Below are 25,101 nucleotides of genomic sequence, written 5' to 3'. Positions count from 1 at the left end.
CTATCGGTCACTGCTCGCGGGTTACCGACAACGCGACCACGGCAATCCGCTCAGCGCGCTCGTATTCAGGCTTGAGCAGTTCCTCGCTGAACACATCCGGATCGAGTTCGCGATAAGTCCAGCCAAAACGTTCGCCCTTGAGCAGAGGCGCCACGGCCTCGCGGAACGGGTCCTGCCCGGCAACGATCGCTACGCCGGTATACACAAGTAACGTGCCGCCGACTTCCAGGCGCGGCAACGCCTCACGCACGATCCGCACCGACAAGCCCTCGCCCAGCGCCCCGCCGCCGTGGCGATAAGCGCGCTGTTGCTGGTCGTTCATATACGGCGGGTTGGCGATGATCAAGTCGAACTGACCTTCGACACTGGCGAGCAGATCGCTGTGGTACACCGACACGTTGTTGGCCCCGGCCAGCTCAGCGTTGACGGCACTCATGCGCAACGCCTGCGGATTGATATCCACCGCCAGCACTTGGGCATCCGGCCTTGCTTTGGCGATGAGCACCGCCCCGGCGCCGCTGCCGCAGCCGATGTCTACTGCGCGCCTGATCGGCGAAAAGCGCTGCTGCAACTGCGCTTCGATGGCCTGAGCGAAACGGTAGGTATCCGGACCGAAGAACACCGCATCGCTCGCGGTTGTCGGGAAGGCGGAATGAGCGAACAACCGCTCATTGAGCGTCGACCAGCGCACTTGACTGCGCCACACCGCGCCGTCGCGTGCAACTAAACCAGCCTGTTCCAGACTGGCCAGTTCGTCTGCGCTGAACAGCTCGGAAGGGAACGGCATGGACCAACCGAACACGTCACGCAGATCCTTCGCCAGCGGCGTGGCGAAGCGCTGCAAATAATGTTCGTGGGTCAACGGCGTTGGGGTAATGAAGTGATAACCGCTGTCGAGCAGGCGCTTGCCCAGCTCGAACAGCGCTCTGTCCGATGTTTCTTGTGCCGACATGAAGCCTCCTTGTTTCAACGCAAGCGGGCGCGCAGTTGCATGAAGCGACGCGTCGCGAAAAGTCCGGCCGGACGCCAGTGCCGCTGGGGTTGCAGCCATGGCATCAACAATGACATCTGTTCTGCGGCAGGCTTGTCGGCCAGTGCCGCTTCCAGGTTGAGCAGATCGGCGTCATCGTCAAAGGTTTCTTCGACGGCAGCTTCGCGGCGTACGTAAGGCCGAGGCCGGGAGGCCGGGCAATCCTGAGTGATCCAGTCGCGCAACAGCTGTTTCTCATAGCCATTGAACACCCCGAACATCGCCGCATCGCTGCCGTCGATCAAACGCCAGAAACGACTTTCTTCCACCGCCTCGCCACGCTTGATCCAGCTCTTGCGCTCCAGAGCCGCGAGGAATTCGCCCATTTGCCCCGGCGTGGCCAGCCATTGATTGATAGTGCGATTTTCGATGCGGCAGTAATCGGAATGCATGTGCCGGCCAAAAACAGCTTTGCGCTCAAGCATGGCGATGACTTCGTGGTCCAGATCGAACTCTGTGATCACCGCGGTTGTGCCTTTGCCGACATCATTGAGGCGATAACCGACAGCCATGCGCCGGTAGAACTCATCGCGTTCATCGCCAAGTGGCAACAGCTCGAGCATTGATTGCACTGCCTTGCGCGCATGGCCGGTGCTGGCGTTGTCGATGGTCACGTGCAGGCGGAAATAGTGCGGATCGATGCCCAGCTCCGCTAGCTCATAAGCACTGATCAACAAGTGCAGCGGCAGTTGCTCGTAGCCGAGGTTGAAGCCGATGACTTCTGGCAGAAACTGCCCGCCGAAACGTCCCAGTGCCAGCTGCACCGCGCCTTGCAGAAAATACTCGTCGGCAAGACCGCTCAGATCAGAGCATTCATGCTCGGCGAGCAGCTTGCGATAGATCACCACATGATTCTGCCGTGGCACGCCCTCGCCCAGCTCTTCAAGATAGGTATCGAGCAAATCGTCGAAACGCGGGTCCTGCCACTGCGGCAACAGCCCGGCCAGCCAGGCGCCATCGACCTCTTTGGTCGGTGCCACATGCAGAATGAAATACAACGCGTGGGATTTGTTGCGGAAATAGCGGCGCGGCGCGCCCTGCTGACGTTGCTCGAGGTAATCGGCGTACTCGGCCGCCACGCTGGCGCAGCGGGTTTCCGACCATTGCAGCAGCTCTTCGGCGCTGGCCGGCAAATCGTCAGACAGCGCAGCCGCCTTGCTCAGCTGCCGGCGCAGGAAGTCCAGTGCCGCACGATCAACCGTGGATTCTTCCGCCAGCAATCGGTCATAAAGCCGGCGCTCGGTATCCGTCGGCGTGGATGTTTTACCCGAAGACTTCCTGGTCGGGATTTCGATCAGCGACATGACTCATTCCCCTGCGTTATTGGCATTGCCTATAAACGAAAGAGTGACTGGCGCTGAAAAAAATTCCCTTTTTGTGCGAGACGATACGCTCAGTGGTGCACGTCGTTTTTTTAACCCAAAGCGGTATCGAGAAACATCATCACGCCGAACCCAAGCATCAGCCCGAGCGTGGCAGGCGTCTCGTGGCCGTTGCGGTGAGTTTCCGGAATCACTTCATGCGACACCACAAAGATCATCGCGCCCGCCGCCAGGCCCATCGCCACCGGAAAACCCAACGCAAAACTATTGGTGATGCCCAAACCGATGATCGCGCCCAACGGTTCCATCAATCCTGAAGCGGCGGCAATCAACGCTGCACGCCCTGCGGAAATGCCGGTCACCCGTAGCGCCAACGCCACAGCCAGACCTTCGGGAATGTCCTGAATGGCGATCGCAGTGGTCAGCGGCAAGCCGATTTTCATGTCGCCGGTGGCGAAGCTGACGCCGATCGCCATGCCTTCCGGAAGGTTGTGCAGAGTGATCGCCAGCACGAACAGCCAGACCCGATTGAAGCGCTTGGCTTCAGGCCCGCGCCGGCCGCTTTTTTCATGTTCGTGGGGGACGAAGCGGTCGAGACCGACCATCAACGCCACGCCTAAAGCCATGCCGGCCACAACGACGGCAGCGGCGAGCATGGGGCTGCTCACCGCTTCCTTCGCCGCCGCAATCCCCGGCAGGATCAGTGAAAAGGAACTGGCAGCCAACATCATCCCTGCCGCAAACCCGAGCATGGTGTCTTGAGTTCGCGAAGTAATCGCCCGCAACGCCAGGGCCAGCAACGCACCGATTGCCGTGGCGGCAAAACCCGACAGACCGCCGAGAGTGGCGAGGCGTAGCGTGTCGCGGCCGGTACTGACCAAACCGGTGTAGCCACTGATCAACAGCAACACGGTTACACCGACCAGGGTCAGCCAGAAAATCCGCCCTCCCCAGCCCGTACGCGTCAGGCTGACGAACCATGCGCGCACGGGGGCGGCGAACGAAGATGACGGTAGCGCCATGAAAATTCCTCGGTTTCAGGTGGCCGGTACGAACGGCGTGGTTTCATCCAGTTGCGCCAGCGGAACATCGCTGCCACCCGGGGTCAGAATCACCTTGCGGCATTCTTCCTGCTTCTTATTGAAGATCTTGTAACCCTCGGCCGCCTGCTCCAGCGACAGCCTGTGGGTGATGATCGCTTCAGGCTGCAACTTGCCGGTTTCGATATAGCCAAGCAGCTCCGGCAGAAAACGCTGTACGTGAGTCTGGCCCATTTTGAAGGTCAGGCCCTTGTCAAAAGCGTCGCCGAACATGAAGCCATGGATAAATCCTGCATACACCCCCGGAACGCTGACCACACCGCCACGGCGGACGGCGGCGATGCACTGGCGCAAAGCCTTGCCGCTGCTGCCTTCAAGCTTGAGTGTAGCCATGACCGTTTCGGTGGTGCTGCCCTTGGCTTCAAGGCCGACGGCATCGATCACGGCATCGACGCCGCGATGGCCGGGAGTCTGGCTGGTAATAGTGTCGGCCGGGTCATCGTCTTCATCGAAGTTGATCGGAATCACGCCGTAGGTGCGCTGGGCATAATCGAGGCGGTACTGGTGATGGTCGACCATGAAAATCAGCTCAGCACCGAGCATTCTCGCGCAGGCTGCGGTGAGCAAACCGACCGGCCCGGCGCCGTAGATCGCCAGACTCGAACCCTGTTTGACCCCGGCGTTGATCACCGCTTGCCAGGCAGTCGGCAGGATGTCAGAGAGAAACAGCACTTTTTCGTCCGACAGCGTGCCCGGTACCTTGAACGGGCCGGTATTGGCTTTCGGCACGCGCACCAGTTCCGCCTGGCCACCGGGAATTCCGCCATACATACGGCTGTAGCCGAACAGCGCTGCTGGCGGCGGAATCATTTTCTTGTTCAGCGCCGCGCCGGGGCCTTCGTTGGTGGTCTCGCAAGCGGCGTAAAGCTCTTGCTGGCAGAAGAAGCAATCGCCACAGGCGATCACGAACGGAATTACCACGCGGTCGCCGCGCTGCACCGCCGTGACGGCTGGGCCGGTTTCTTCGACGATCCCCATGAACTCATGGCCAAAGATATCGCCGTGCTCGACGGTGGGTATTTTGCCTCGGTACAGGTGCAGGTCCGATCCGCAGATGGCGGTAGCGGTGACGCGCAGGATGATGTCGTCGGCGGCTTCAAGTTTCGGGTCCGGTACGGTTTCGACGCGCACGTCATGGGCGCCGTGATAGGTCATTGCTCGCATGGCTTGGTCCTCACTCGTTTGAACAAAATGGCTGCTGCTCCACTTTCCGAAGTGAAAATGGCCGAGTGAGTTCATTCGGGTTTTCGAGATTTTGATCAGCGGATATCGGGGACTTCTCGGACGAGCCGATGCGTACGCCCGTTTGCCTGCCATATAACTGCCGTCTGAGTTATGCGACAATGCGCGCCAATGTCCAACAAGAACCCCGTACTCGTCGCTCAGCAGCTTGCCTTCAACGGCCCCAGTTGCGGACGGCTTATGCGCGTTGGCTCAACTCAAGCACAGACTGGGGGGAGCTGGAAAAGCTCCAGATTGGTACTCAAGTTTGTACCAGGCACCACAGACCAGCTCTAACCCATTGATAGGTAAGGTAATTGATCTCCACAGCTAACATCACGATGCAGTTTGGCGCCAAGCCGCTGTTCGAAAACGTTTCGGTCAAATTCGGCGCAGGCAATCGCTACGGCCTGATCGGTGCCAACGGTTGCGGCAAGTCGACTTTCATGAAAATCCTCGGCGGCGATCTCGATCCGTCCGGCGGTCAGGTCATGCTCGAGCCGAACGTGCGTCTGGGTAAGCTGCGCCAGGATCAGTTCGCCTACGAAGAATTCACCGTGATTGACACCGTGATCATGGGTCACGAAGAGCTGTGGAAGGTCAAGGCCGAGCGTGATCGCATCTACTCGCTGGCTGAAATGTCCGAAGAAGACGGCATGGCCGTTGCCGAGCTGGAAACCGAGTTCGCCGAGATGGACGGCTACACCGCCGAATCCCGTGCCGGCGAATTGTTGCTGGGTCTGGGCATTCCGCTGGAACAGCATTTCGGCCCGATGAGCGAAGTTTCGCCAGGCTGGAAACTGCGCGTGTTGCTGGCGCAGGCACTGTTCTCCGATCCGGAAGTGCTGTTGCTCGACGAACCGACCAACCACCTGGACATCAACACCATTCGCTGGCTGGAAAACATCCTCACCCAGCGTAACAGCCTGATGATCATCATCTCCCACGACCGTCACTTCCTGAACAGCGTGTGCACGCACATGGCTGACCTGGATTACGGCGAGCTGCGCCTGTTCCCGGGCAACTACGACGAGTACATGACCGTGGCGACCCAGTCCCGCGAGCAACTGCTGTCGGACAACGCCAAGAAGAAAGCGCAGATCTCCGAGCTGCAATCGTTCGTCAGCCGCTTCTCGGCCAACGCCTCGAAAGCCAAGCAGGCCACCTCCCGCGCCAAGGCGATCGACAAGATCCAGCTGGCCGAGGTCAAGCCTTCCAGCCGCGTCAGCCCGTTCATTCGTTTCGAGCAGAACAAGAAGCTGCACCGTCAGGCGGTCATGGTCGAGAAAATGGCCAAGGGTTTCGATGGCAAGCCATTGTTCAAGGACTTCAGCTTCCAGGTTGAAGCCGGCGAGCGCGTTGCGATCATCGGCCCGAACGGTATCGGCAAGACCACCCTGCTGCGCACCCTGGTCAACGAACTGACCCCGGATGCCGGTAGCGTGAAATGGACTGACGCCGCTGAACTGGGCTACTACGCTCAGGACCACGCTCACGACTTCGAAGACGACGTCACCCTGTTCGACTGGATGGGTCAGTGGACCCAGGGCGAGCAGATGATTCGCGGTACTTTGGGCCGGATGCTGTTCTCCAACGACGAGATCCTCAAGTCGGTCAAGGTCATCTCCGGTGGTGAGCAAGGTCGCATGCTGTTCGGCAAGCTGATCCTGCAAAAGCCCAACGTGCTGATCATGGACGAACCGACCAACCACTTGGACATGGAATCGATCGAAGCACTGAACCTGGCGCTGGAAAACTACCCGGGCACGCTGATTTTCGTCAGCCACGACCGTGAGTTTGTATCCTCCCTGGCCACGCGCATCATCGAGCTGAGCCCGAACGGCGTGACCGACTTCAGCGGCACTTATGACGACTACCTGCGTAGCCAGGGCGTCGTTTTCTAAGAGCAGCTTTTAGTTTCAAGCGACAAGTTAAAAGCCCTGTCCCTGTGACGGGGCTTTTTGCATTCGGCGTTTGGGAATTGTGGGTGCGCAGATATCCGCGAGCAGGCTCGCTCCCACAGGGGAATGCATTTCAAATGTGGGAGCGAGCCTGCTCGCGAAGGGGCCGTCAGCAGCCCCATCAATCCCAAGGGAAAGTAGTTAGCCTGCTTTCTTTTATCCCAGCCCCGCGCCATGATGTCGGCAACTCTCCCACCGCCGCCCGCGAACGAGTGCTCATGTCTGCGCAGCCACTGCCACCGCAAAGCTCCCTGGCGATCACCCTGCAGATCGTCTCCATCGTTTTCTACACCTTCATTGCCTTTCTCTGCATCGGGTTACCGATTGCGGTATTGCCAGGTTACGTCCATGAGCAACTGGGTTTCAGCGCGATCATTGCCGGCCTGGTGATCGGCTCGCAATACCTCGCCACACTGCTCAGCCGGCCGATGGCCGGGCGCATGTCGGATACCCTGGGCACCAAGCGGGCGATCATTTATGGCTTGTGGGGGATTGTCCTCAGCGGCGCGCTGACGTTGCTGTCGACCTTGCTGCAAAGTTTTCCGCTGACCAGCCTGTTGATTCTGATTGCCGGGCGCCTGCTGCTTGGCATTGCCCAAGGCCTGATCGGTGTCGGCACCATCAGTTGGTGCATGGGCCAGGTCGGTGTCGAGCACACGGCAAAATCCATCGGCTGGAACGGCATCGCTTCTTACGGCGCGATTGCCATTGGTGCGCCACTGGGCGTGGTGATGGTCGCTGAATATGGCTTTGTCAGCCTTGGCATCGCGCTGTCGGCGTTGGCGGCAGGTGCGCTGTGGTTGATCCGCAACAAACCTTCGGTGCCGGTGATTCGTGGCGAGCGCCTTTCGTTCTGGGCCGTGTTCGGCAAGATTGCACCTTACGGCACCAGCCTGACGCTGGCCTCGATCGGCTACGGCACACTGACGACTTTCATCACCCTTTATTACCTCAATCGAGGCTGGACCGGCGCGGCTTACTGCCTGACCGTGTTTGGCGTGTGTTTCATCCTGTCGCGGCTGTTGTTCATCTCGGCCATCGCCCGGTTTGGCGGGTTTGCCTCGGCCATCGTTTGCATGTCGGTTGAAACTGTCGGGCTGGTGCTGTTGTGGCTGGCGCCCTCCACTGCGTATGCGTTGATTGGCGCAGGGCTGGCGGGGTTTGGGCTGTCTCTGGTATACCCGGCGCTGGGCGTTGAAGCGATCAAACAGGTGCCGAGTTCCAGCCGTGGTTCAGGGTTGGGGGCTTATGCAGTGTTCTTCGATCTGGCACTGGCGATCGCGGGACCGTTGATGGGCGCGGTGGCGTTGAATCTGGGCTATTCGTGGATTTTCTTCAGCGCGGCGTTGTTGTCGGTGACCGGGCTGGGCCTGACCTTGTTGCTCAAGCGTCGCGCTACCTCCTGAAACCACCGATCCCCTTGCACTCGTCAGCTCCTACAGGAATTGGTGGCGGTGATGAAGTTATTGATCCGCCGTCTGCATCCCCGCCCTGCTCGATTTACCCAGTGCCTGGGCAAAAAACCGTCCGGCCTCGGAGATCAGGTTGCGGTGAATATCTTCGCGATCCACCCCGTCGGCATCGGTACACAACGCCGGCATGGAGAGGATCTGCTCTTCGGTGCACGGCGCCATGAACACGAAGTGCCCTGCTCCGGCCAGCAATTTGAAGTCCGGCGCGGTGGGCAGTTTGCGCGCCAGGGCCGCAGCGTTTTTATCGAAGGCCACCAGTTTGTCGCCGTCGCCGCTGTAGAGCAGCACCGGTACGTGCACATCGGCAAGGGTGTGGCGACCGAACTTCAGGCTCAGCGGCGCCATCAGCAATAACGCGTGAACCCGTGGATCGGCCACTGGCTGTAAATCGTCGCGATCGACAATCAGCTCGCCCTGGGTGTTGCAGGCGTCGTGATCGTCCGGGCGTTCCTGGCAATAGCGGCGCAGACGATCCAGATCCGGTTGCGCCCCGGAAAGAATCAACGCGGTCTCGCCTCCAGCCGAATAACCGATCACACCAACCTGATCAGCATTGACGAACGGTGCCAGCATGTTGTCTGCGAGCGTCGCGGTGATCGCTTGGGAAATCTGGATTGGCCGCCCGTAGAGATTGCTCAACGTGCCAAGTCGGCTGTGGTCGCGCCAGTTGTCGCCGGGATGAATCACCGCCACCACGACAAACCCCTTGCGCGCCAGCGAGGTCGCCAGATCATGCAAGGCCAGCGGCGTGCCGGTATTGCCATGGGAGAGCATCAACATCGGAAAGCGGCCGATGGCGACCTTGGTGTCTTCTCCAGCCTCGACCGAGTAACCCTCAAGCAGACTCATGTGCTCACGGTCACTGGACGGGTAAAAAGCGATGGCGCGCATCGGTTGCAGATCGAGCGGGTCGAGAAAGGTCATCTCGTGATAACCGACGCTCCAGACAGGGTGGCGCCCCGGTGCGGCCTGCACTGAATTCAGGCTGGCCAGCAGGCAAATCAGCAACAGTGCACAAAGATGCCTCATGAATGCCCTACCCTGTCGGACCACATCGTCGGATGTGCTGAAACTGCATAACCCGGGCCAGATTATGTAACAGCCAGAAACAAAAAACTCCGTAATCAGCCCTTGCGGAATCAGAATACAGAGTTTTTTGGGGATTGCCTGAACAGACGCTGTTCTTTACGCAAGCCTTACGCGGCGGCGAACAGTTGCTCGCTGATCTTTGCCTGCGCAGCGCTCATGGCGTTGTTGCGCACTTCTTCGCCATAGGCCAGACCTTCAGCACGGACGATCTCGATATCGGTGATGCCGAGGAAGCCCAGTACCAGCTTCAGATACTCTTCGTGAGCGATGCCGCTGGCCTGACCGGCATGGATGCCGCCAGAGGTCGACACGATTACCACTTTCTTGCCGCCGCACAGGCCTTCAGGGCCGGCTTCGGTGTAGCGGAACGTCTGACCGGCCACGGCGACGCGGTCGATCCACGCTTTGAGCTGGGTCGGAACGGTGAAGTTGTACATCGGCGCGGCAATCACCACAGCGTCGGCAGCGATGAATTCGGCCAGGGTCGAAGCGCTCAGCTCGGCTTCGTGCTGTTGTGCAGCGTCGCGCAGTTCGGCGGTGGTGCCGGCGGCAACCAGCGTGGTCGACGAGAAGTGGCTGATCGCATCGGCGGCCAGGTCGCGGTAGGTGACCACGGCGCTCGGCTCGGCGGCTTGCCAGGCGTCGACGACTTGACGGCTCAACTGACGGGAAGCCGAGTTGTCGCCGAGAATGCTCGAATCGATGTGCAACAGTTTCATGTGGGTTCTCCTGAAAGAATCGCCGGCGGCGACGGAATGGAGACAATCCTACGCAACAAACCAATAGCTGATTAGTCGCCGACAATGCGATAGTTCGTCCCATTGATAGAACGACTGGAAACGCGCATGCAGGACCTCAACGATCTCTACTATTTCGCCAAAGTGGTCGAAGCCGGCGGATTTGCCGCCGCCGGGCGCTTGCTTGGTATTCCCAAGTCACGGCTTTCGAGAAGAATTGCCGAGTTGGAAGAGCGCCTCGGTGCACGTCTGCTGCAACGCACCACTCGGCAACTGAGCCTCACTGCCGTCGGTGAACGCTATTTGCGCCACTGTCAGGCGATGTTGCTGGAAGCGGAGATGGCTGACGAAGCGGTGGCGAGCATGTCCAGCGAACCGCGCGGGCGCTTGCGGGTGTCATGCCCGACCGGTCTGGCCCATGAAATGCTGCCGACGGTGATCAGCGACTTTCTCGGCAAGTTTCCGCAGGTGCAGCTGGAGGTCGTGCTGCTCAATCGCCGGGTCGATCTGGTCACCGAAGGCATCGATGTCGCTTTGCGTGTGCGCGATCACGGTGATGAAGACCCGTTGCTGGTCACCCGCCGCTTGCGTCAGGCCCAGGCGGTGGTGATCGCCAGCCCGGCGTTCATGCAAGGCAAGACCATCAATCATCCGCAGGACCTGAAAACCCTGCCGGTACTCGGCGCGCTGGAAGCCGATCGCATGGTTCATGTGCGTCTGCTCGATCAACAAGGCAAGAGCGTCGATCTGAGTATGGAAGCGCGGCTGGGCATTGATGATTTCGTGGTGCGCAAGGCCTGCGTGCTCGCCGGTCAGGGCTTTACTGTGCTGCCGATGATGTTCTGCGAAACCGAATTGCGTAACGGCACGCTGGTGCAAGTGCTACCGCAATGGTCATTGCCTGGCGGCTGGCTGCAAGCGGTCTATCCGCACCGGCGCGGGGTAATGCCAGCGGTGCGCGCATGGATTGATCACCTGGTCGAATCGTTCAATGCCTGCGGGGACAGATTTCTATGAAACAGGGAAGAATGAGCGAAGCCGAAGTTGCCGAGTTTTGCCTGGCCCTGCCCGGCGCGCGGGAAGATTACAAATGGGGCGGCGTGCGGGTGTTCTCGATTGCCGGCAACAAGATGTTTGCCTTGCAGGGATTACGTGGGGATTCGCTGGCGTTCAAGGTCGACAAGGATCTGTTTCTCAGCCATTGCGACCGCCCGGGGATTCATCCGGCGCCGTATCTGGCGCGGGCGCAGTGGATCATCATGCACCCGCCCTACCCGCTGGGTGCCGAGGAATTACAGGGTTTGTTGCAGCGATCGCATCAACTGGTGGTGGGCAAGTTGCCTAAGAAAACCCAAATCGGCCTGCTTTTGTAAGCACGCAAATCCTGTGGGAGCGAGCCTGCTCGCGAAGGCGGTTTGTCAGGCGATTGATCAGCGAGGATGAGATTGCTTTCGCGAGCAGGCTCGCTCCCACAGGGGATTTTCGGTGGACGTTAGATCAGCGACAGCAGGTTTGAACCGAGGAAAATCTGGTCAATCCAGAACACCTGATGCAGCAACACGATCGCCCAGAACAGAATCTGAAACGATACCTTGCGCGTTTTGTGCCGGAATACCTGCTGCGCGATCAAAGCACCCGGCCAGCCACCCGCCAGTTCAACCGCATGCAGGATGTTTTCCGGCGTGCGCCAGGCATCGGCGCGGGCTTTGCGTTTGTCGGCCCAGTACAGAAAGAACGCCAGCACACTGACAATCCCGTACGCCGCCAACGGCACCCGCGAGATGCCGCTGAGCCACATCGACAGCGAGCCGAACAGCGGCAGCGCGCAGACGATCAGCAACACCCCAAGCTTCAATTTCAGATGCTGAACGCGCCCGCCTGAAGGTCGCCCCTCAGGGCGGCGCGTGCGGGAATCGTTCATGCCTTGGCCGCAGACCAGTCCACCCAGCCGAACTGCCAGGTGGCCAGAATGAACAGGCCGAACGCAATCCGGTACCAGGCAAAGGCTGCGTAGCTGTGGCTGCCAATGAACTTGAGCAGGCCGCGTACAGCAATCATGGCGAAGATGAACGCCGTGACAAAACCAATGGCGAATACCGGGAAATCCGCCGGTACGAACAGGTCGCGGTATTTGTAACCGGAATACACCGCCGCACCGACCATGGTTGGCATGGCGAGGAAGAACGAGAACTCGGTGGCCGTCTTGCGCGACAGGCCGAACAGCAACCCGCCAATAATTGTCGAGCCGGAACGCGAGGTGCCGGGAATCATCGCCAGGCATTGCGCGAAGCCGATTTTCAGCGCGTCGGTCCAGCGAATCTCGTCGACGGTTTCGGCGTGGACTTCATGCTGGCGCTGTTCGGCCCACAGCATGATGATGCCGCCGATGACCAGCGCTGCCGCCACGGTGATCGGGTTGAACAGATATTCGTGGATCAGATCGGCAAAAATTACGCCGAGCACTACGGCCGGCAGGAAGGCGATCAGCAGGTTGGCGGTGAAACGTCGTGCGCTCGGCTGGGTCGGCAGGCCGATCACCACGTCGAGGATCTTGCGCCGAAACTCCCAGACCACCGCGAGGATCGCGCCGAGCTGGATGATGATGTTGAACGCCATGGCCCGTTCGCCGCCGAAGTTCAGCAAATCGGCGACGATGATCTGGTGTCCGGTACTCGAAATGGGCAAAAACTCCGTCAGCCCTTCTACAACTCCTAGAATCAGTGCCTGCAAAGCGGTCCAAAGATCCATCAATCCCCCAAAGAGCGATGCACGCGGGCATGCCCCGATAGTATTTTTTCGTTCACTGCGTCCAGCGTAGCCGGTAAAAGCTGTAGCGATTGCGCGCGCACAGGATCCACACGAAACGGTAAAAATTCCGTGAAATATCAAAACCGGATTCAGGTTTTCGCGCGCGGGGCCGAAATCCTAACAGACAAGCCTTAATAGCGCTCCCCGCGTTAGGCGGCTCAAGTCGCGCAATCGCGAGCCCACAGCGGTGGCTGGATGCTGGCGATCGTTTATTACAAGAACAAGAATCCGGAGTGACAGCGTTATGAACAGCTTGCGCAGTGTGTCGATCAGCCGACGCTTGTGGCTCATCTTGATCGTGGCGGTGGTCATGTTGCTGACCTTGGGCGTGCTGATGCTCAAGCAGATCCATGACGACCTCTACCACGCCAAGGCGCAGAAAACCCAGCACGTGGTGCAGACCGCCAGTGGCCTGCTCACCTATTACCAAGGTCTTGAGACCGCTGGCACCCTGACCAGGGATGCCGCGCAAAAGCAGGCGCTGACCGCGATCCGTGGCCTGCGCTACGACCAGAGCGACTACTTCTGGATCAACGACCTCACGCCCGTGATGGTCATGCACCCGACCAACCCCAAACTCGAAGGCCAGAACCTTTCGGCGATCCGCGACCCGGACGGCTTTGCGGTGTTCAACGAAATGGTCGCCATCGCCAAGGCCAAAGGCGCGGGCATGGTCAATTATCGCTGGCCGAAACCGGGGGCGACTGATCCCGTTGCCAAGACCTCGTATGTGAAGCTGTTTGAGCCGTGGGGCTGGGTGATCGGCTCCGGCGTGTATGTCGACGATGTGCAAGCCGAATTCCAGGGGCAGATGATCAAGGCGTCGGCCATCGGCCTGGCGATTGCGCTGATCATGGCGCTGCTGGTGATTCTGATCGCACGCAGCATCGTCCGTCCGTTGCAGGAAACCGTGAATGCGATGGCCAACATCGCCAGTGGCGAAAGCGACCTGACCCGCAGCCTCGATACCCATGGCAAGGATGAAGTCACCGAACTGGCCCATCATTTCAATGCCTTCACGGCCAAGCTGCGCCGAGTGATTGGTGATCTGCAGGTCTCGGCCAGCGCTTTGGGCCAGTCTTCCAGCGAGCTGGGTAACGATGCCTCGCAGGCGCAGCAGCGCAGCCAGCAGCAGTCGCAGCAGATGGAACTGGTGGCCACAGCGATCAACGAAGTCACCTACGGCGTGCAGGACGTGGCGAAAAACGCCGAACACGCCGCCGCAGAAATGCGCGATGCCGAAGCGCAGGCGCAACAGGGGCAGATCAATATTGACGGCAGCCTGCAACAGATCGACAAGCTCTCGGGCACGATTGATCAAGCGGTGGAAGTGATCCGCACCCTGGCGGCGGAGAGTACGCAGATTGGCAGCGTGCTGGAGGTGATTCGTTCGATTGCCGAACAGACCAACCTGCTGGCCTTGAACGCGGCGATTGAAGCGGCGCGCGCGGGAGAACAGGGTCGCGGGTTCGCCGTAGTCGCCGATGAGGTGCGCTTGCTGGCCCAGCGTACGCAGAAATCGACGGCGGAGATTCAGTCGATGATCGAGCGTTTGCAGAATCATTCGGAGGCTGCGGTGAAGGTGATCGGCGACAGCAGCAAGGCCTCGCAATTGACCATCGAACAGGCGGGACTGGCCGGGGCGAGCCTTAATGCGATTGGCCAGGCATTACGTAATCTCAACGGTCTCAATGCGTCGATTGCCAGCGCTACGCTGCAACAGGCGCAGGTGGTTGAGGACATCAACCAGAACGTCACCCAGGCGGCCGGGCTTTCCCATAGCACCGCGTTGGCGGCTGAGCAATCTAGTGCAGCCAGCCTGCGGCTTGGGCAACTGAGCGAACAGCTCAACGGGTTGCTGCGCCAGTTCCGGGTCTGACCGGTCACCGAGGTGAGCCCACCCCTCACCCCAGCCCTCTCCTCGAGGAGAGGGAGCAGATCACTGGGCGTTTCATGATCTGCGTTCGACGCGATATTTCAGGTCGGCGTACCTCGACCAAACAACGCGCTCAGTTCCCTCTCCCTCCGGGAGAGGGTCAGAGTGAGGGGCTTTTGATCGCAGATCACTGGGCGTTTCATGATCTGCGTTCGACGCGATATTCCAGGTCGGCGTACCTCGACCAAACAACGCGGTCAGTTCCCTCTCCCTCCGGGAGAGGGTTAGGGTCGGGCTTTTGATCGCAGATCACTGGGCTTTTCATGATCTGCGTTCGGCGCGATATTCCAGGTCGGCGTACCTCGACCAAACAACGCGATCAGTTCCCTCTCCCTCCGGGAGAGGGTTAGGGTGAGGGGCTTTTGATCGCAGATCACTGGGCTTTTCATGATCTGCGTTCGGCGCGATATTCCAGGTCGGCGTACCTCGACCAAACAACGCGATCAGTTCCCTCTCCCTCCGGGAGAGGGTTAGGGTGAGGGGCTTTTGATCGCAGATCACTGCGCTTTTCATGATCTGCGTTCGACGCGATATTCCAGGTCGGCGTACCTCGACCAAACAACGCGATCAGTTCCCTCTCCCTCCGGGAGAGGGTTAGGGTGAGGGGCTTTTGATCGCAGATCACTGGGCTTTTCATGATCTGCGTTCGGCGCGATATTCCAGGTCGGCGTACCTCGACCAAACAACGCGATCAGTTCCCTCTCCCTCCGGGAGAGGGTTAGGGTGAGGGGCTTTTGATCGCAGATCACTGGGCTTTTCATGATCTGCGTTCGGCGCGATATTCCAGGTCGGCGTACCTCGACCAAACAACGCGATCAGTTCCCTCTCCCTCCGGGAGAGGGTTAGGGTGAGGGGCTTTTGATCGCAGATCACTGGGCTTTTCATGATCTGCGTTCGGCGCGATATTCCAGGTCGGCGTACCTCGACCAAACAACGCGATCAGTTCCCTCTCCCTCCGGGAGAGGGTTAGGGTGAGGGGCTTTTGATCGCAGATCACTGCGCTTTTCATGATCTGCGTTCGACGCGTTATTTCAGGTCGGCGTACCTCGACCAAACAACGCGGTCAGTTCCCTCTCCCTCCGGGAGAGGGTCAGAGTGAGGGGCTTTTGATCGCAGATCACTGCGCTTTTCATGATCTGCGTTCGACGCGATATTCCAGGTCGGCGTACCTCGACCAAACAACGCGGTCAGTTCCCTCTCCCTCCGGGAGAGGGTTAGGGTGAGGGGCTTTTGATCGCAGATCACTGGGCTTTTCATGATCTGCGTTCGACGCGTTATTCCAGGTCGGCGTACCTCGACCAAACAGCGCGATCAGTTCCCTCTCCCTCCGGGAGAGGGTTAGGGTGAGGGGCTTTTGATCGCAGATCACTGCGCTTTTCATGATCTGCGTTCGACGCGTTATTCCAGGTCGGCGTACCTCGACCAAACAACGCGATCAGTTCCCTCTCCCTCCGGGAGAGGGTTAGGGTGAGGGGCTTTTGACCTGACTAATGCAGTACAATCCGCCCCCTTCTCAACTCCCCCAAGGATCACTCATGTCCGGGCTTGAACTGTTTGCCGCTGCCCTCGGTGTCATCGCCGTGTGGCTGACGGTCAAGCAGAATCCGTGGTGCTGGCCGATCGGGCTGGTCATGGTGTTGCTCTACAGCTGGATCTTCTTCGAGGTGAAGCTGTATTCGGACATGTTGCTGCAAGTGATCTACGCCGCGCTGCAGATCTACGGCTGGTGGCAATGGACCCGCGCCGGGACGAAGCATGACGGTCGCCAGGTTACCCGCCTCGATCCACGCTCAATGGTGCTCGGCCTCGGCGTTGGGGCGATCGGCAGTGTGTCGCTGGGCGCGGCGATGGCGCACTGGACCGACGCCGCACAGCCGTGGCTCGATGCCGCGCTCACCGGTTTCAGTCTGGTCGCGCAACTGTGGATGGCGCAAAAACGTCTGCAATGCTGGGCGCTGTGGTTCGTCCTCGATGTGATCTTTGTCGGCCTGTTCATCTACAAAGGCCTGTACCTGACCGCCGCCCTGTACGCGCTGTTTACCCTGCTCGCCGTGCAAGGCTGGCGGGAATGGCGTGCCGATCCGGCGTTGCGCGCATGAAAGTCGTTGTTCTCACCGGCCCGGAATCCACCGGCAAGAGTTGGCTGGCGGCAGGGTTGGAGCAGCGTTTCGGCGGCGTGCGCGTTGATGAATATGTTCGTCGGTTCATCGAAGACAACCCACGCGACACTTGCCTTGCGGATATCCCTGATATCGCCCGGGGCCAGTTGCAATGGGAAGATCAGGCGCGCGCGAAACAGCCCCCACTGCTGATTCTCGACACCCACCTGCTCAGCAACATCCTCTGGAGCCAGACTTTGTTTGGCGCCTGCCCGGACTGGCTGGAAACCGAGTTACTGGCGCGCCATTACGACCTGCACCTGCTGTTGTCCCCACAACAGATCGACTGGACCGAAGACGGCCAGCGCTGCCAACCGGATCTTGCGGATCGCTTGGCGTTCTACGAAGCCACCCGCGTTTGGCTGATCCAGCACCAACAGCCGTTGCAAGTGATCGAAGGCAATTGGGCCGAGCGCCAGACACAAGCCTTTGCGGCGGTCGAGCGTTTGCTGTCCAGATAAGCCGCCCGGCGGCTTTTAACGCAAAACTGTCCGTTTTTGAAACACTCACGACCGCGCAAAGGCCCCGCCCAAGCGTCATTCACCATTGCGTCCCGTGATCTGTTACGCCGGTGAAACACCTCGGCGCAAACCCTTGTTCCAGAGCTTTCCGGCGCCCATTGCCCCGCAAGCGATCCGCCCTGTGTCTCAGCGCTGAAACAGTGCCCGCAACAGGGAACTTCCCAAAGCATGTAAGCCGTTGAAATAAAACGATAATTCAAAACCGGCACAGCTTTCGCTCTCTTCTTCACAACGCTGAATAACCCAGCCCACTGAAGAAGGAATTGCAGCCGTGGGGAATTTCAATAAAGGCCTGACCTGCCTCCTGCTGATCGGATCAGCCGCCAGCGCTTTGATCAGCGTCAGCGCCCAGGCTGAAGGCAACGGCGTGATCGTCCTTAACCGCGACGTTCAACCCATCGCGATCGGGCGCAATGGCGGCAAAGACCCCTATCCGACCACGGTCAACGCCAACCCTTCGGCGCGGATCAACCAGACCCTCAGCAGTACCGAACTCACTGACGGTGATTTCGCCAGTGTCGCCAGCGGCTCATCGATTCGCGGCAACATGACCACGCCCAGTTCCAACCTGCCCGGCATGAACACCCTGACCAATCAGAACGGCCTGCCCGGTATGCGCACTGGCAGCGGCGGTGGTTCTGGCGCCTCGATCTCCAATACCGTCAACCGGGCGATGAGCACCGGGCTGGCGCCTCTGACTCGTATGGCCGGAGGCCAATGACATGAATCGCACCCTGCTGCTTCTCGCCCTGCTCGGCTGCACCAGCGCCATGGCCGATTCGGCTTCAGTCAACAAGGCAAACATTCAGGATTCCGGCGCTCAGTATCGCGGCAACTTCAATGTCAACCAGGCTGCCGGTGACCAGATGCAACAAGCCAACACCAAGGCGATTGCCATCGGCACCGAAGCCCATGCCACCACCAGCGTCAGGCAGACCATCGACACGCCCGCCAGCCGCGCCATCGACGCGAGCGCCAACATCGGCGGCAACTCTTTCAGCAATGGCAACGGCATCCTCGGTGTTAACCAGGGCGCCGGTGCCAACAACCAAATGGCCAACGTTACGCGCGTCAGCATCAGTGCCGGCCCGCAGAGCGTTGACGACAGCGCCCTTTCACAACAGAACGTGGCGTTTATACCGAGCTCAGGAGCAACTGGTACCTCAATCGGCAGTCGCCAGGTCACGACAAGTGATCAGGCCTTCACCGGCAGCCGCGGGGTAATCCAGGTGAACCAGAGTGCCGGGGTGGGGAACCGCATGGCTAACACCCTGAGCATCCGGGTCGCAGACTGACCCAAACAAAAAGCAGTGCAATTAGAAAAGTCCCAACACTTAACCAACTAATAAGCACGACGGAGAAACAACCATGAAACCTACAATGGCTCTCAAACCACTGGTTTTCGCACTCGCAGCAGTGATGGCAATGGCAGCACAGGCCGACGGTCGTGGTAACGGGCATGGCAATGGACACGGCAACGGTCACGGCCAGCCACAAGGTCCGAATCTTGAACAACTGCTGCAGATCACCGCAGGCGCCGGCGCCGCAGTACTCGACGCACAAAACAGCGACGGCAACGTGGTGAAAAACCAGGGCACCCTGAACAACGCCAATGCCAGCGACTCGCTCAACGGCTCCAACGGCAACATGGGTGCCAACGTGGCGGGCGGCGACGGCAACCAGCAGGACAACGCTGCTGCACTGGCCACCGCTGACGAAAGCTTCATCTTCGGCAATGCTGTTGCCGCCTCGAGCGCGACTCAGGTGAACAACAACAACTACGTGAAAAACTCTTCCACCTTCAACAACGCCAACCTCACCAATACTGGGAACAACGGTTCCGGCAACATCGGCATCAACGTGACCGCCGGCAACTTCAACCAACAGAAAAACAACCTCGCCATCGCCGTTTCCGGTGGTCGTGTAGCGCAGGCTGCCGCCTCTGCCAACCAGTCCTCGACTGGCCTGGTCGTGGAAAACAAAGGCGTGCAGGCTTACAAAACCGACACCCTTACCGGTACTTATGCAGCCGCTGGCGTGTTCAAAGCCAAAGGCACTGCGACCATCGAAGACGACAACGACCATGGTGGTTGGGGTAACCGTGGCGGCGGCCATGGTGGCAACGATGATCAGAAAGCCAAGTTCGAAGCCGTGGGTACTTTTGGCCTCGCTGGCGTCACCACCCAACAAGTGTTGACCAAAGATGGCTGGAAAACTCCTGTCGTCAACAACGCCAACATGACCAACTCGATGAACAACTTCTCCGGCAACGGCGGAGCCAACGTCTCGGCGGGTGTGGGCAACCAACAAAGCAACTCGCTGTCCATCGCCGCAGGTTGCAAAGCCTGCATGTAATCGCGATCGAAACGAAAGCCCCGGCAACGGGGCTTTTCCTCGGTTCCACAAGGCGTATTCGATCATGCGGACTCCTGCCCTCCTCGCTCTGCTTTGTCTGTGCGGCCTGACTCAGGCGGCCCAGATGCCCGTGGCTGCCCTGCCGGGTGGCGTGCTGGTTTACAAGGACGTGCAAAGCATTCGTGAGCGCAAGTTTGCCGACATCGTCGAACAGAAAACCGACTTCAGCTGCGGCGCTGCTGCACTGGCGACGGTCCTGCGCCAGGCCTATTGGCTCGACGTCGATGAGGAGCACATCATCAAAGGCATGCTGGTCAACGCTGATCAGGACCTGGTGCGAACCCAGGGTTTCTCCATGCTCGACATGAAGCGCTACGTAGAAAGCATCGGCATGCGCGCCCGTGGCTACCGGATCCCGCCCGAGAAACTCGAAGCGGTGACCATTCCGGTGGTGGTTCTGATGGACATTCGTGGTTACAAGCATTTCGTCGTCCTGCAGCGTTCGGACAAGGATTGGGTCTACATCGGTGACCCGGTTCTCGGCCACAAGCGCTACAAGCACGACGACTTTGTCAAAGGTTGGAACGGCATTGTCTTTGCCATCGTCGGCCCCGGTTACGACAAGGCCAACGCCTTGCGCAGCCCTCCGGTGCCGCTGACGGCGAAGAACTCGCTGGACAGTTTCAACCCGGTCAAAGATGCGGAATTGATGGATTTCGGGTTCATTCAGAGCGACTTCTTTTAATCGCCGAGTTAGAGAATGGGACTGGATGTCCCGGGAGCAGCAGATGAAAAGCTCATACTGGCTGGCCGCCGCCTGCCTGGCAGCGAGTGCGTCAGGTTTAGCCCATGCCGGATTCAAACCCATCGAAATCAAGGACCAGGAGCTCGCCGAGCTGCGCGGTCGTTACGTCATGCCGGGGCGGATCATCAGCTTCGGCATTGTCATGAGCAGCACCTGGCGCAACGCCAGCGGCGACTTGATCGGGGCCGCGACCTCGATGCAGATCCAGGCCGCAACCGTCAAACCGGAATTCTACGTCTCGACCATCAAGGAGTCGGGCAACGGCAGCGCCCTCACCGCAGGCACCGGCAGCGTAATCGGTGGCGCCGGCCTCAACAGCAGCCAGGGTGTGACGCAAAGCGTACGCGCCGCCGGCGATGGCAACACCGCCAACAACAACGTCGCGATCAACGTCAGCGAAGCCAGTCAGGCGCCGGCACTGGTGCCATCGCAAGGCCAGGCCCTTATCGCCGGACAAACCATTACTGGCAGCAACGGCGCCGGCAGTGTCGCGGTTTCGGCCAATGGTGGTGGCGTGCAAATGGCCATTCAGGCCAGCGGCAATCAAGGCACGGCACTGCAACAAGTCGCCCAGGGCGGGCTGCTGCAGAACACCCGATTGCTGGGCAGCGCCAACGTGGTCAACAACCTTACGCAACTCAACGTCGTACTGAACAATAACGGCAGAAGCGCCGGTGCACTGGATTGCAACCTGACCCAACTCGGGGCCCTACGCAATATCGGATATTGAACTACGCTGAGTCTCGATCATTGGGCTTAAAGGGACGGCTTATTCATGTATCGATCAGTATCACTGCGTGCCGCAGTGTGTTTGAGTACCCTTCTCCCGGCGGCAATGCTGCAAGCAGCACCCGACGCCGATGTAGAAGCCCTGAAACGGGAACTTCTGGAACTGAGACAACGATACGAACAACAACAACAAGCGCTGGCGGTACTTGAACAACGGGTCCGCCAGGTAGAAGAAACACCCGCTGCCCCACCGCCAAAACGGCTGGCGAAATCGCCGTCTGACATGAAAGGCAATCGCGTCGCCGCCGGAGCCGCCACAGGCACCGGTGCGGCCGCTGCATCGGGAGGCGCCGCCGGGGGCAGTGGCGCTTCCTACGGTCAATCGCTGGCCGATGATTCACAACCGGCGCAGAGCGTTTCCAACCTGTATGACGAAGCCAGCGGTTTCTTCGGCGGCGGCAAGTTCAGCGTGGAAACCGGCCTGACCTATTCGCGCTACGACACCCGCCAGTTGATCCTCAACGGTTTCCTTGCGCTGGATTCGATTTTCCTCGGCAACATCAACCTCGACCGGATCAAGGCCGACACCTGGACCCTGGACCTCACCGGCCGCTACAACTTCGATAACCGCTGGCAGTTCGACCTGAACGTGCCGGTGATCTATCGCGAGTCGACGTATCAATCCGGCGGCGGCAACGAGGGCGCGGCTGGCGTAACAACAGAAGAAACCGTCACCAAGGATCCAACCATTGGCGACGTCAACTTCGGTATCGCCTACAAGTTCCTCGACGAATCGGTCAACACGCCGGACGCCGTGGTCACCTTGCGCGTCAAGGCGCCGACCGGCAAAGACCCGTTCGGCATCAAACTGCGCCAGACCGACGCCAACTCCAACCTGTTCGTCCCCGACACCCTGCCCACCGGCAACGGCGTCTGGTCGATTACGCCGGGTATCTCGCTGGTCAAGACGTTTGACCCGGCGGTGCTGTTCGGCAGCCTCTCCTACACCCACAACCTCGAGGAGTCGTTCGACGACATCAGCTCTACGGTCAATCAGAAAAACCCGGGCAAGGTTAAGATTGGCGACAGCTTCCAGATCGGCGCCGGTATCGCCTTCGCGCTCAACGAGAAGATGAGTATGTCGTTCTCGGTCTCCGACCTGGTGCAACGCAAAAGCAAGCTGAAACAGGACGGCGGCGATTGGGAATCGGTAGTGTCCAGTGATGCCAACGCCGGTTACTTCAACGTCGGCATGACCATCGCAGCCACCGACAACCTGACGATCGTGCCGAACTTGTCGATCGGCATGACCGATGATGCGCCGGACTTTTCGTTCAGCCTGAAATTCCCGTATTACTTCTAAGAGCAAAAGATCGCAGCCTTCGGCAGCGCCTACAGTTCGTGTAGGCGCTGCCGAAGGCTGCGATCCTTTGATCTGTCGGCGTTTCGCTGCTGGTGCAACTCGCGACCACTTATCGGAAATACGTCCGCACCTGTCAGATCTGACAGGTGCGCCCTACCGCTGAATCCGCTTACATGACTCCAGCGCCTCGCACCGTGCAACAGGCCGTAATGGAGCATCGACATGAACCAGACGCCGGATGAAAACCGCATTCTCGCTCTGAATCCACCCTTTGTTTTGAAACAGGCCGTTTTGAAGGATGGGGGCTACGACGGTGGCATTTCGCTCGAGACCGTCGAAAATGATTTGCTGATCATCGTAGATCCGTGGGTAGGGATGGCGATGTATGACAACTGTAAAATGTATTTTGATGGCGTGGAGGTTGGGACAATTCCGGTCGATGAAAGCAACTTGAATAAGCGGCTCGAATTCAAAGTCCCCAAGGGTCAAGTCACCAATGGCGAAGCACTGATCGTTTACACCGTACAGCGCTTGGGTCAGGACCCGGTTAGCTCCGAGCCGGTACGGCGTGTGTGGGTCCAACTCACACAACCAGGTGGCACCGATAGCGACAGCGAAGAAGGCAACTCCGACCTGATCTATACGCTTAGTCCGGATCCGTCCAATGGCGTGAATGAGGATTTGGCCCGGCGGGGAATCCGCATGAACATCGTACCCTATGAGAACATCGCCATCTTCGACACCATTCGGTGCCGTTGGGGTGATCAGGTGGTGACGTACTACCCGGTCACCAGAGAGCAGATCGACGATCCGGTCAACCATCCGATCTTCGCTACCTTCACCGAGGACGTCATCAGGGCGCAAGGCAACGGCAACAATATCGAAGTGAGCTATCAGGTCGTCGACCGGGTGGTTAATCTGCCGGATCCGAAGGCGCGGTGGGCGAAAATCACTTACGTCTCGGTGGATCTGAACAATCGCTTGCCGGCGCCGACGATCTGGGTCAACGGCCAGAACGTCACCACCATCGACCTGAAGGTACTGGGCACGAGCGACGCCGCTGCCCGGGTTTACTTCACAGGCCCCGACTACCAGGCTGGTGACAAGGTCGTCCTGACCTGGGCCGGCACGACGTCTGGAGGACAGCCCGTGACCGTCGGCCCGCTGGAAAAAACTGTCGACAGCGTGCCCGGCCATCACGACTTCCCGATCCCGAACGACAAGATCACAGCGATCGTCAACGGTTCGGCCAAGGTCGGCTTTCAGCTGCTGCGCGCCGGCGCACCTGCGCGCCCGTCCAGTGACATTGTGATTGCGGTCACCGGCGAAGTCAGTCAGTTGAAACCGCCAACGGTTGTGCAGGCGCCCGATTACAGGCTGAACCCGAATCTGCATCAAAGCGGATTTACCATGGTGTTTGACACTTCGACGTTTGGCGCCAATCACGAAGTGCAACTGGAAATCGCCGGCAGACCCGGCGCCGGCTCAGTGCCTCCCCAGCACAAGCCGGTGGCGGGACAGTCGAAAGTGCAATTCGATATCGATTCTTCTATCACCGGGGCAAATCTGCAGCGCAGTGTGGAATTGAAATACAACTTGATCGTCAATGGCCAGCCGACGCCTGTGCAGAGCGTGACGTTGTTGATTGGCGAGTTGCTGCAATCGAGCATGCCGATGCCGAAACTTGAGGGTTTTGATGGTGAGGTGCTGGAAGTTGGAATGCTCAACGATGACACGAAGGTTTTGTGTGAGGCTTGGCCATTTCAGCAGGCGGGATTACCGATCTGGTTAAGGTATGTGGAGACGTTCACGAGTGGTGGAGAGCGCGTCAAGGAGCAGTTTGTCGGGGCGGCGCATGATCAGGGAGGGGGGCTTGATTATTTGGCTGAGGTGGAGTGGTTGCGCGGGTGTAAGGCGGATTCGACGTTGGCTGTTATATTGGAGGTGGGATTGCATTCTGGGGCGGTTGAGGGTGAGGCGGTTGCATGTCGGGTGAGGAATTATGGGGTCAAGGCTGGGTTGGATGATTTGACTACGTTTGAAGGTTATGACTGGAATCATTGGACAAGAACCTCGTACTACGATTTAGCGAAGATATCGCTTTCTGACTGCGAATATTATATTGAGTCGATCCCCCATGCTTCGAATCCAACCCACAACGGCGTGACTATTGTTAAGAACTATCAGGAGATAAATACCGACACTGTTCTTGAGTTTAGTTGCGACTACCGAAACTCAAACCCTGTCCTTTTAAGCTTATATCAGAATGGTACGCTAGTTTTCGGCGAACTGACCGCTGCATCTGAGTTATGGCAATCAAGAGTAGTTCGATTTAACGTAGCGAAGTCTTCGACCCCAGGAAGCCTGTTACTGTTTTTTAATGCGTCAGAATATGGGAGTCCTATTCATGTGAAAAATTTAAGATTAAAATCAATATGATCGGGACTTCTGAGCGCAACTATTTAAGGTAGGCATAGTCATTTTTCTGTAGGT

At 59.0% G+C, this 25,101-nt stretch carries 22 protein-coding genes; 14 read left to right on the top strand and 8 right to left on the bottom strand.

The window, feature by feature from the left end; translation table 11 throughout:
- Nucleotides 1-7: 7 nt before the first annotated feature.
- The 4 genes from CKW30_RS03825 to CKW30_RS03810 form a co-directional block, all read right to left on the bottom strand.
- A complete protein-coding gene (locus CKW30_RS03825; RefSeq protein WP_095179996.1) occupies nucleotides 8-952 on the bottom strand; it encodes a class I SAM-dependent methyltransferase in 945 nt (314 codons plus the stop codon).
- A gap of 14 nt (nucleotides 953-966) precedes the next feature.
- Nucleotides 967-2,334, bottom strand: coding sequence for an iron-containing redox enzyme family protein (locus CKW30_RS03820; RefSeq protein ID WP_095179995.1), 1,368 nt, complete (start codon nucleotides 2,332-2,334; stop codon nucleotides 967-969).
- Between the two features lie 110 nt (nucleotides 2,335-2,444).
- Nucleotides 2,445-3,374 (bottom strand): ZIP family metal transporter, encoded by a 930-nt coding sequence (locus CKW30_RS03815; protein WP_041480401.1) that lies wholly within the window; start codon nucleotides 3,372-3,374, stop codon nucleotides 2,445-2,447.
- Nucleotides 3,375-3,389: 15 nt separating this feature from the next.
- Nucleotides 3,390-4,616: a zinc-dependent alcohol dehydrogenase gene (locus tag CKW30_RS03810; protein ID WP_056785940.1), complete on the bottom strand. Its 1,227-nt coding sequence runs from the start codon at nucleotides 4,614-4,616 to the stop codon at nucleotides 3,390-3,392.
- A 374-nt stretch (nucleotides 4,617-4,990) separates the two neighbouring features.
- On the opposite strand from CKW30_RS03810, the gene CKW30_RS03805 reads away from it, so the two are divergent.
- The gene (locus CKW30_RS03805) at nucleotides 4,991-6,577 is read left to right on the top strand and encodes an ABC-F family ATPase (protein WP_016774693.1); all 1,587 of its coding nucleotides are present in this window, start codon (nucleotides 4,991-4,993) and stop codon (nucleotides 6,575-6,577) included.
- A gap of 275 nt (nucleotides 6,578-6,852) precedes the next feature.
- Nucleotides 6,853-8,040, top strand: a complete 1,188-nt coding sequence (locus CKW30_RS03800) for an MFS transporter (protein WP_095179994.1) — start codon at nucleotides 6,853-6,855, stop codon at nucleotides 8,038-8,040.
- Between the two features lie 57 nt (nucleotides 8,041-8,097).
- On the opposite strand, the gene CKW30_RS03795 is transcribed toward CKW30_RS03800, so the two are convergent.
- Both CKW30_RS03795 and CKW30_RS03790 read right to left on the bottom strand, forming a co-directional pair.
- On the bottom strand, nucleotides 8,098-9,135 hold the full coding sequence (locus tag CKW30_RS03795) for a dienelactone hydrolase (RefSeq protein WP_095179993.1): 1,038 nt from the start codon (nucleotides 9,133-9,135) through the stop codon (nucleotides 8,098-8,100).
- A 167-nt stretch (nucleotides 9,136-9,302) separates the two neighbouring features.
- Complete coding sequence (locus CKW30_RS03790) at nucleotides 9,303-9,914, bottom strand: FMN-dependent NADH-azoreductase (RefSeq protein ID WP_016774691.1); 612 nt, start codon at nucleotides 9,912-9,914, stop codon at nucleotides 9,303-9,305.
- Nucleotides 9,915-10,040: 126 nt separating this feature from the next.
- Between CKW30_RS03790 and CKW30_RS03785 the strand changes: the two genes are divergently transcribed.
- Nucleotides 10,041-10,949: a LysR substrate-binding domain-containing protein gene (locus CKW30_RS03785; protein ID WP_095179992.1), complete on the top strand. Its 909-nt coding sequence runs from the start codon at nucleotides 10,041-10,043 to the stop codon at nucleotides 10,947-10,949.
- Complete coding sequence (locus CKW30_RS03780; RefSeq protein ID WP_095179991.1) at nucleotides 10,946-11,305, top strand: MmcQ/YjbR family DNA-binding protein; 360 nt, start codon at nucleotides 10,946-10,948, stop codon at nucleotides 11,303-11,305. The genes CKW30_RS03785 and CKW30_RS03780 overlap by 4 nt, the downstream gene beginning before the upstream one ends.
- A 119-nt stretch (nucleotides 11,306-11,424) precedes the next feature.
- On the opposite strand, the gene CKW30_RS03775 is transcribed toward CKW30_RS03780, so the two are convergent.
- Together CKW30_RS03775 and CKW30_RS03770 are read right to left on the bottom strand one after the other, a co-directional pair.
- Entirely contained in the window at nucleotides 11,425-11,853 is a 429-nt protein-coding gene (locus CKW30_RS03775; protein WP_095179990.1) for a DUF1294 domain-containing protein, read from the bottom strand.
- Nucleotides 11,850-12,680: an undecaprenyl-diphosphate phosphatase gene (locus CKW30_RS03770; RefSeq protein WP_016774688.1), complete on the bottom strand. Its 831-nt coding sequence runs from the start codon at nucleotides 12,678-12,680 to the stop codon at nucleotides 11,850-11,852. The genes CKW30_RS03775 and CKW30_RS03770 overlap by 4 nt, the downstream gene beginning before the upstream one ends.
- 304 nt (nucleotides 12,681-12,984) lie before the next feature.
- On the opposite strand from CKW30_RS03770, the gene CKW30_RS03765 reads away from it, so the two are divergent.
- From CKW30_RS03765 to CKW30_RS03720, 10 genes are all read left to right on the top strand, one after another.
- Nucleotides 12,985-14,619, top strand: coding sequence for a methyl-accepting chemotaxis protein (locus CKW30_RS03765; RefSeq protein ID WP_095179989.1), 1,635 nt, complete (start codon nucleotides 12,985-12,987; stop codon nucleotides 14,617-14,619).
- A gap of 1,592 nt (nucleotides 14,620-16,211) precedes the next feature.
- Entirely contained in the window at nucleotides 16,212-16,775 is a 564-nt protein-coding gene (pnuC, locus tag CKW30_RS03760) for a nicotinamide riboside transporter PnuC (RefSeq protein WP_095179988.1), read from the top strand.
- Nucleotides 16,772-17,296, top strand: coding sequence for an AAA family ATPase (locus tag CKW30_RS03755; protein ID WP_095179987.1), 525 nt, complete (start codon nucleotides 16,772-16,774; stop codon nucleotides 17,294-17,296). Before pnuC ends, CKW30_RS03755 begins: the two co-directional genes overlap by 4 nt.
- A gap of 331 nt (nucleotides 17,297-17,627) precedes the next feature.
- Nucleotides 17,628-18,077 carry a hypothetical protein gene (locus CKW30_RS03750; RefSeq protein WP_041479690.1) on the top strand — a complete coding sequence of 150 codons (450 nt, stop codon included), beginning with the start codon at nucleotides 17,628-17,630 and terminating at the stop codon, nucleotides 18,075-18,077.
- A 1-nt stretch (nucleotide 18,078) separates the two neighbouring features.
- On the top strand, nucleotides 18,079-18,651 hold the full coding sequence (locus CKW30_RS03745) for an adhesin (protein WP_095179986.1): 573 nt from the start codon (nucleotides 18,079-18,081) through the stop codon (nucleotides 18,649-18,651).
- 73 nt (nucleotides 18,652-18,724) lie between these two features.
- Nucleotides 18,725-19,711, top strand: coding sequence for a hypothetical protein (locus CKW30_RS03740; RefSeq protein ID WP_041479692.1), 987 nt, complete (start codon nucleotides 18,725-18,727; stop codon nucleotides 19,709-19,711).
- A gap of 64 nt (nucleotides 19,712-19,775) precedes the next feature.
- Nucleotides 19,776-20,456, top strand: a complete 681-nt coding sequence (locus CKW30_RS03735; RefSeq protein WP_024012915.1) for a C39 family peptidase — start codon at nucleotides 19,776-19,778, stop codon at nucleotides 20,454-20,456.
- A gap of 43 nt (nucleotides 20,457-20,499) precedes the next feature.
- Nucleotides 20,500-21,246: a hypothetical protein gene (locus tag CKW30_RS03730; RefSeq protein ID WP_041479693.1), complete on the top strand. Its 747-nt coding sequence runs from the start codon at nucleotides 20,500-20,502 to the stop codon at nucleotides 21,244-21,246.
- 45 nt (nucleotides 21,247-21,291) lie between these two features.
- Complete coding sequence (locus CKW30_RS03725; protein ID WP_041479694.1) at nucleotides 21,292-22,608, top strand: hypothetical protein; 1,317 nt, start codon at nucleotides 21,292-21,294, stop codon at nucleotides 22,606-22,608.
- A 222-nt stretch (nucleotides 22,609-22,830) separates the two neighbouring features.
- Nucleotides 22,831-25,047 carry a hypothetical protein gene (locus CKW30_RS03720; RefSeq protein ID WP_095179985.1) on the top strand — a complete coding sequence of 739 codons (2,217 nt, stop codon included), beginning with the start codon at nucleotides 22,831-22,833 and terminating at the stop codon, nucleotides 25,045-25,047.
- Nucleotides 25,048-25,101: the final 54 nt, after the last annotated feature.

It is taken from the genome of Pseudomonas sp. Irchel 3F6, from assembly GCF_900187595.1.
Classification (GTDB): domain Bacteria; phylum Pseudomonadota; class Gammaproteobacteria; order Pseudomonadales; family Pseudomonadaceae; genus Aquipseudomonas; species Aquipseudomonas siliginis.
The sequence above is the reverse complement of the archived record's forward strand: the minus strand, read 5'-3'. Positions and strand labels throughout refer to the sequence as shown.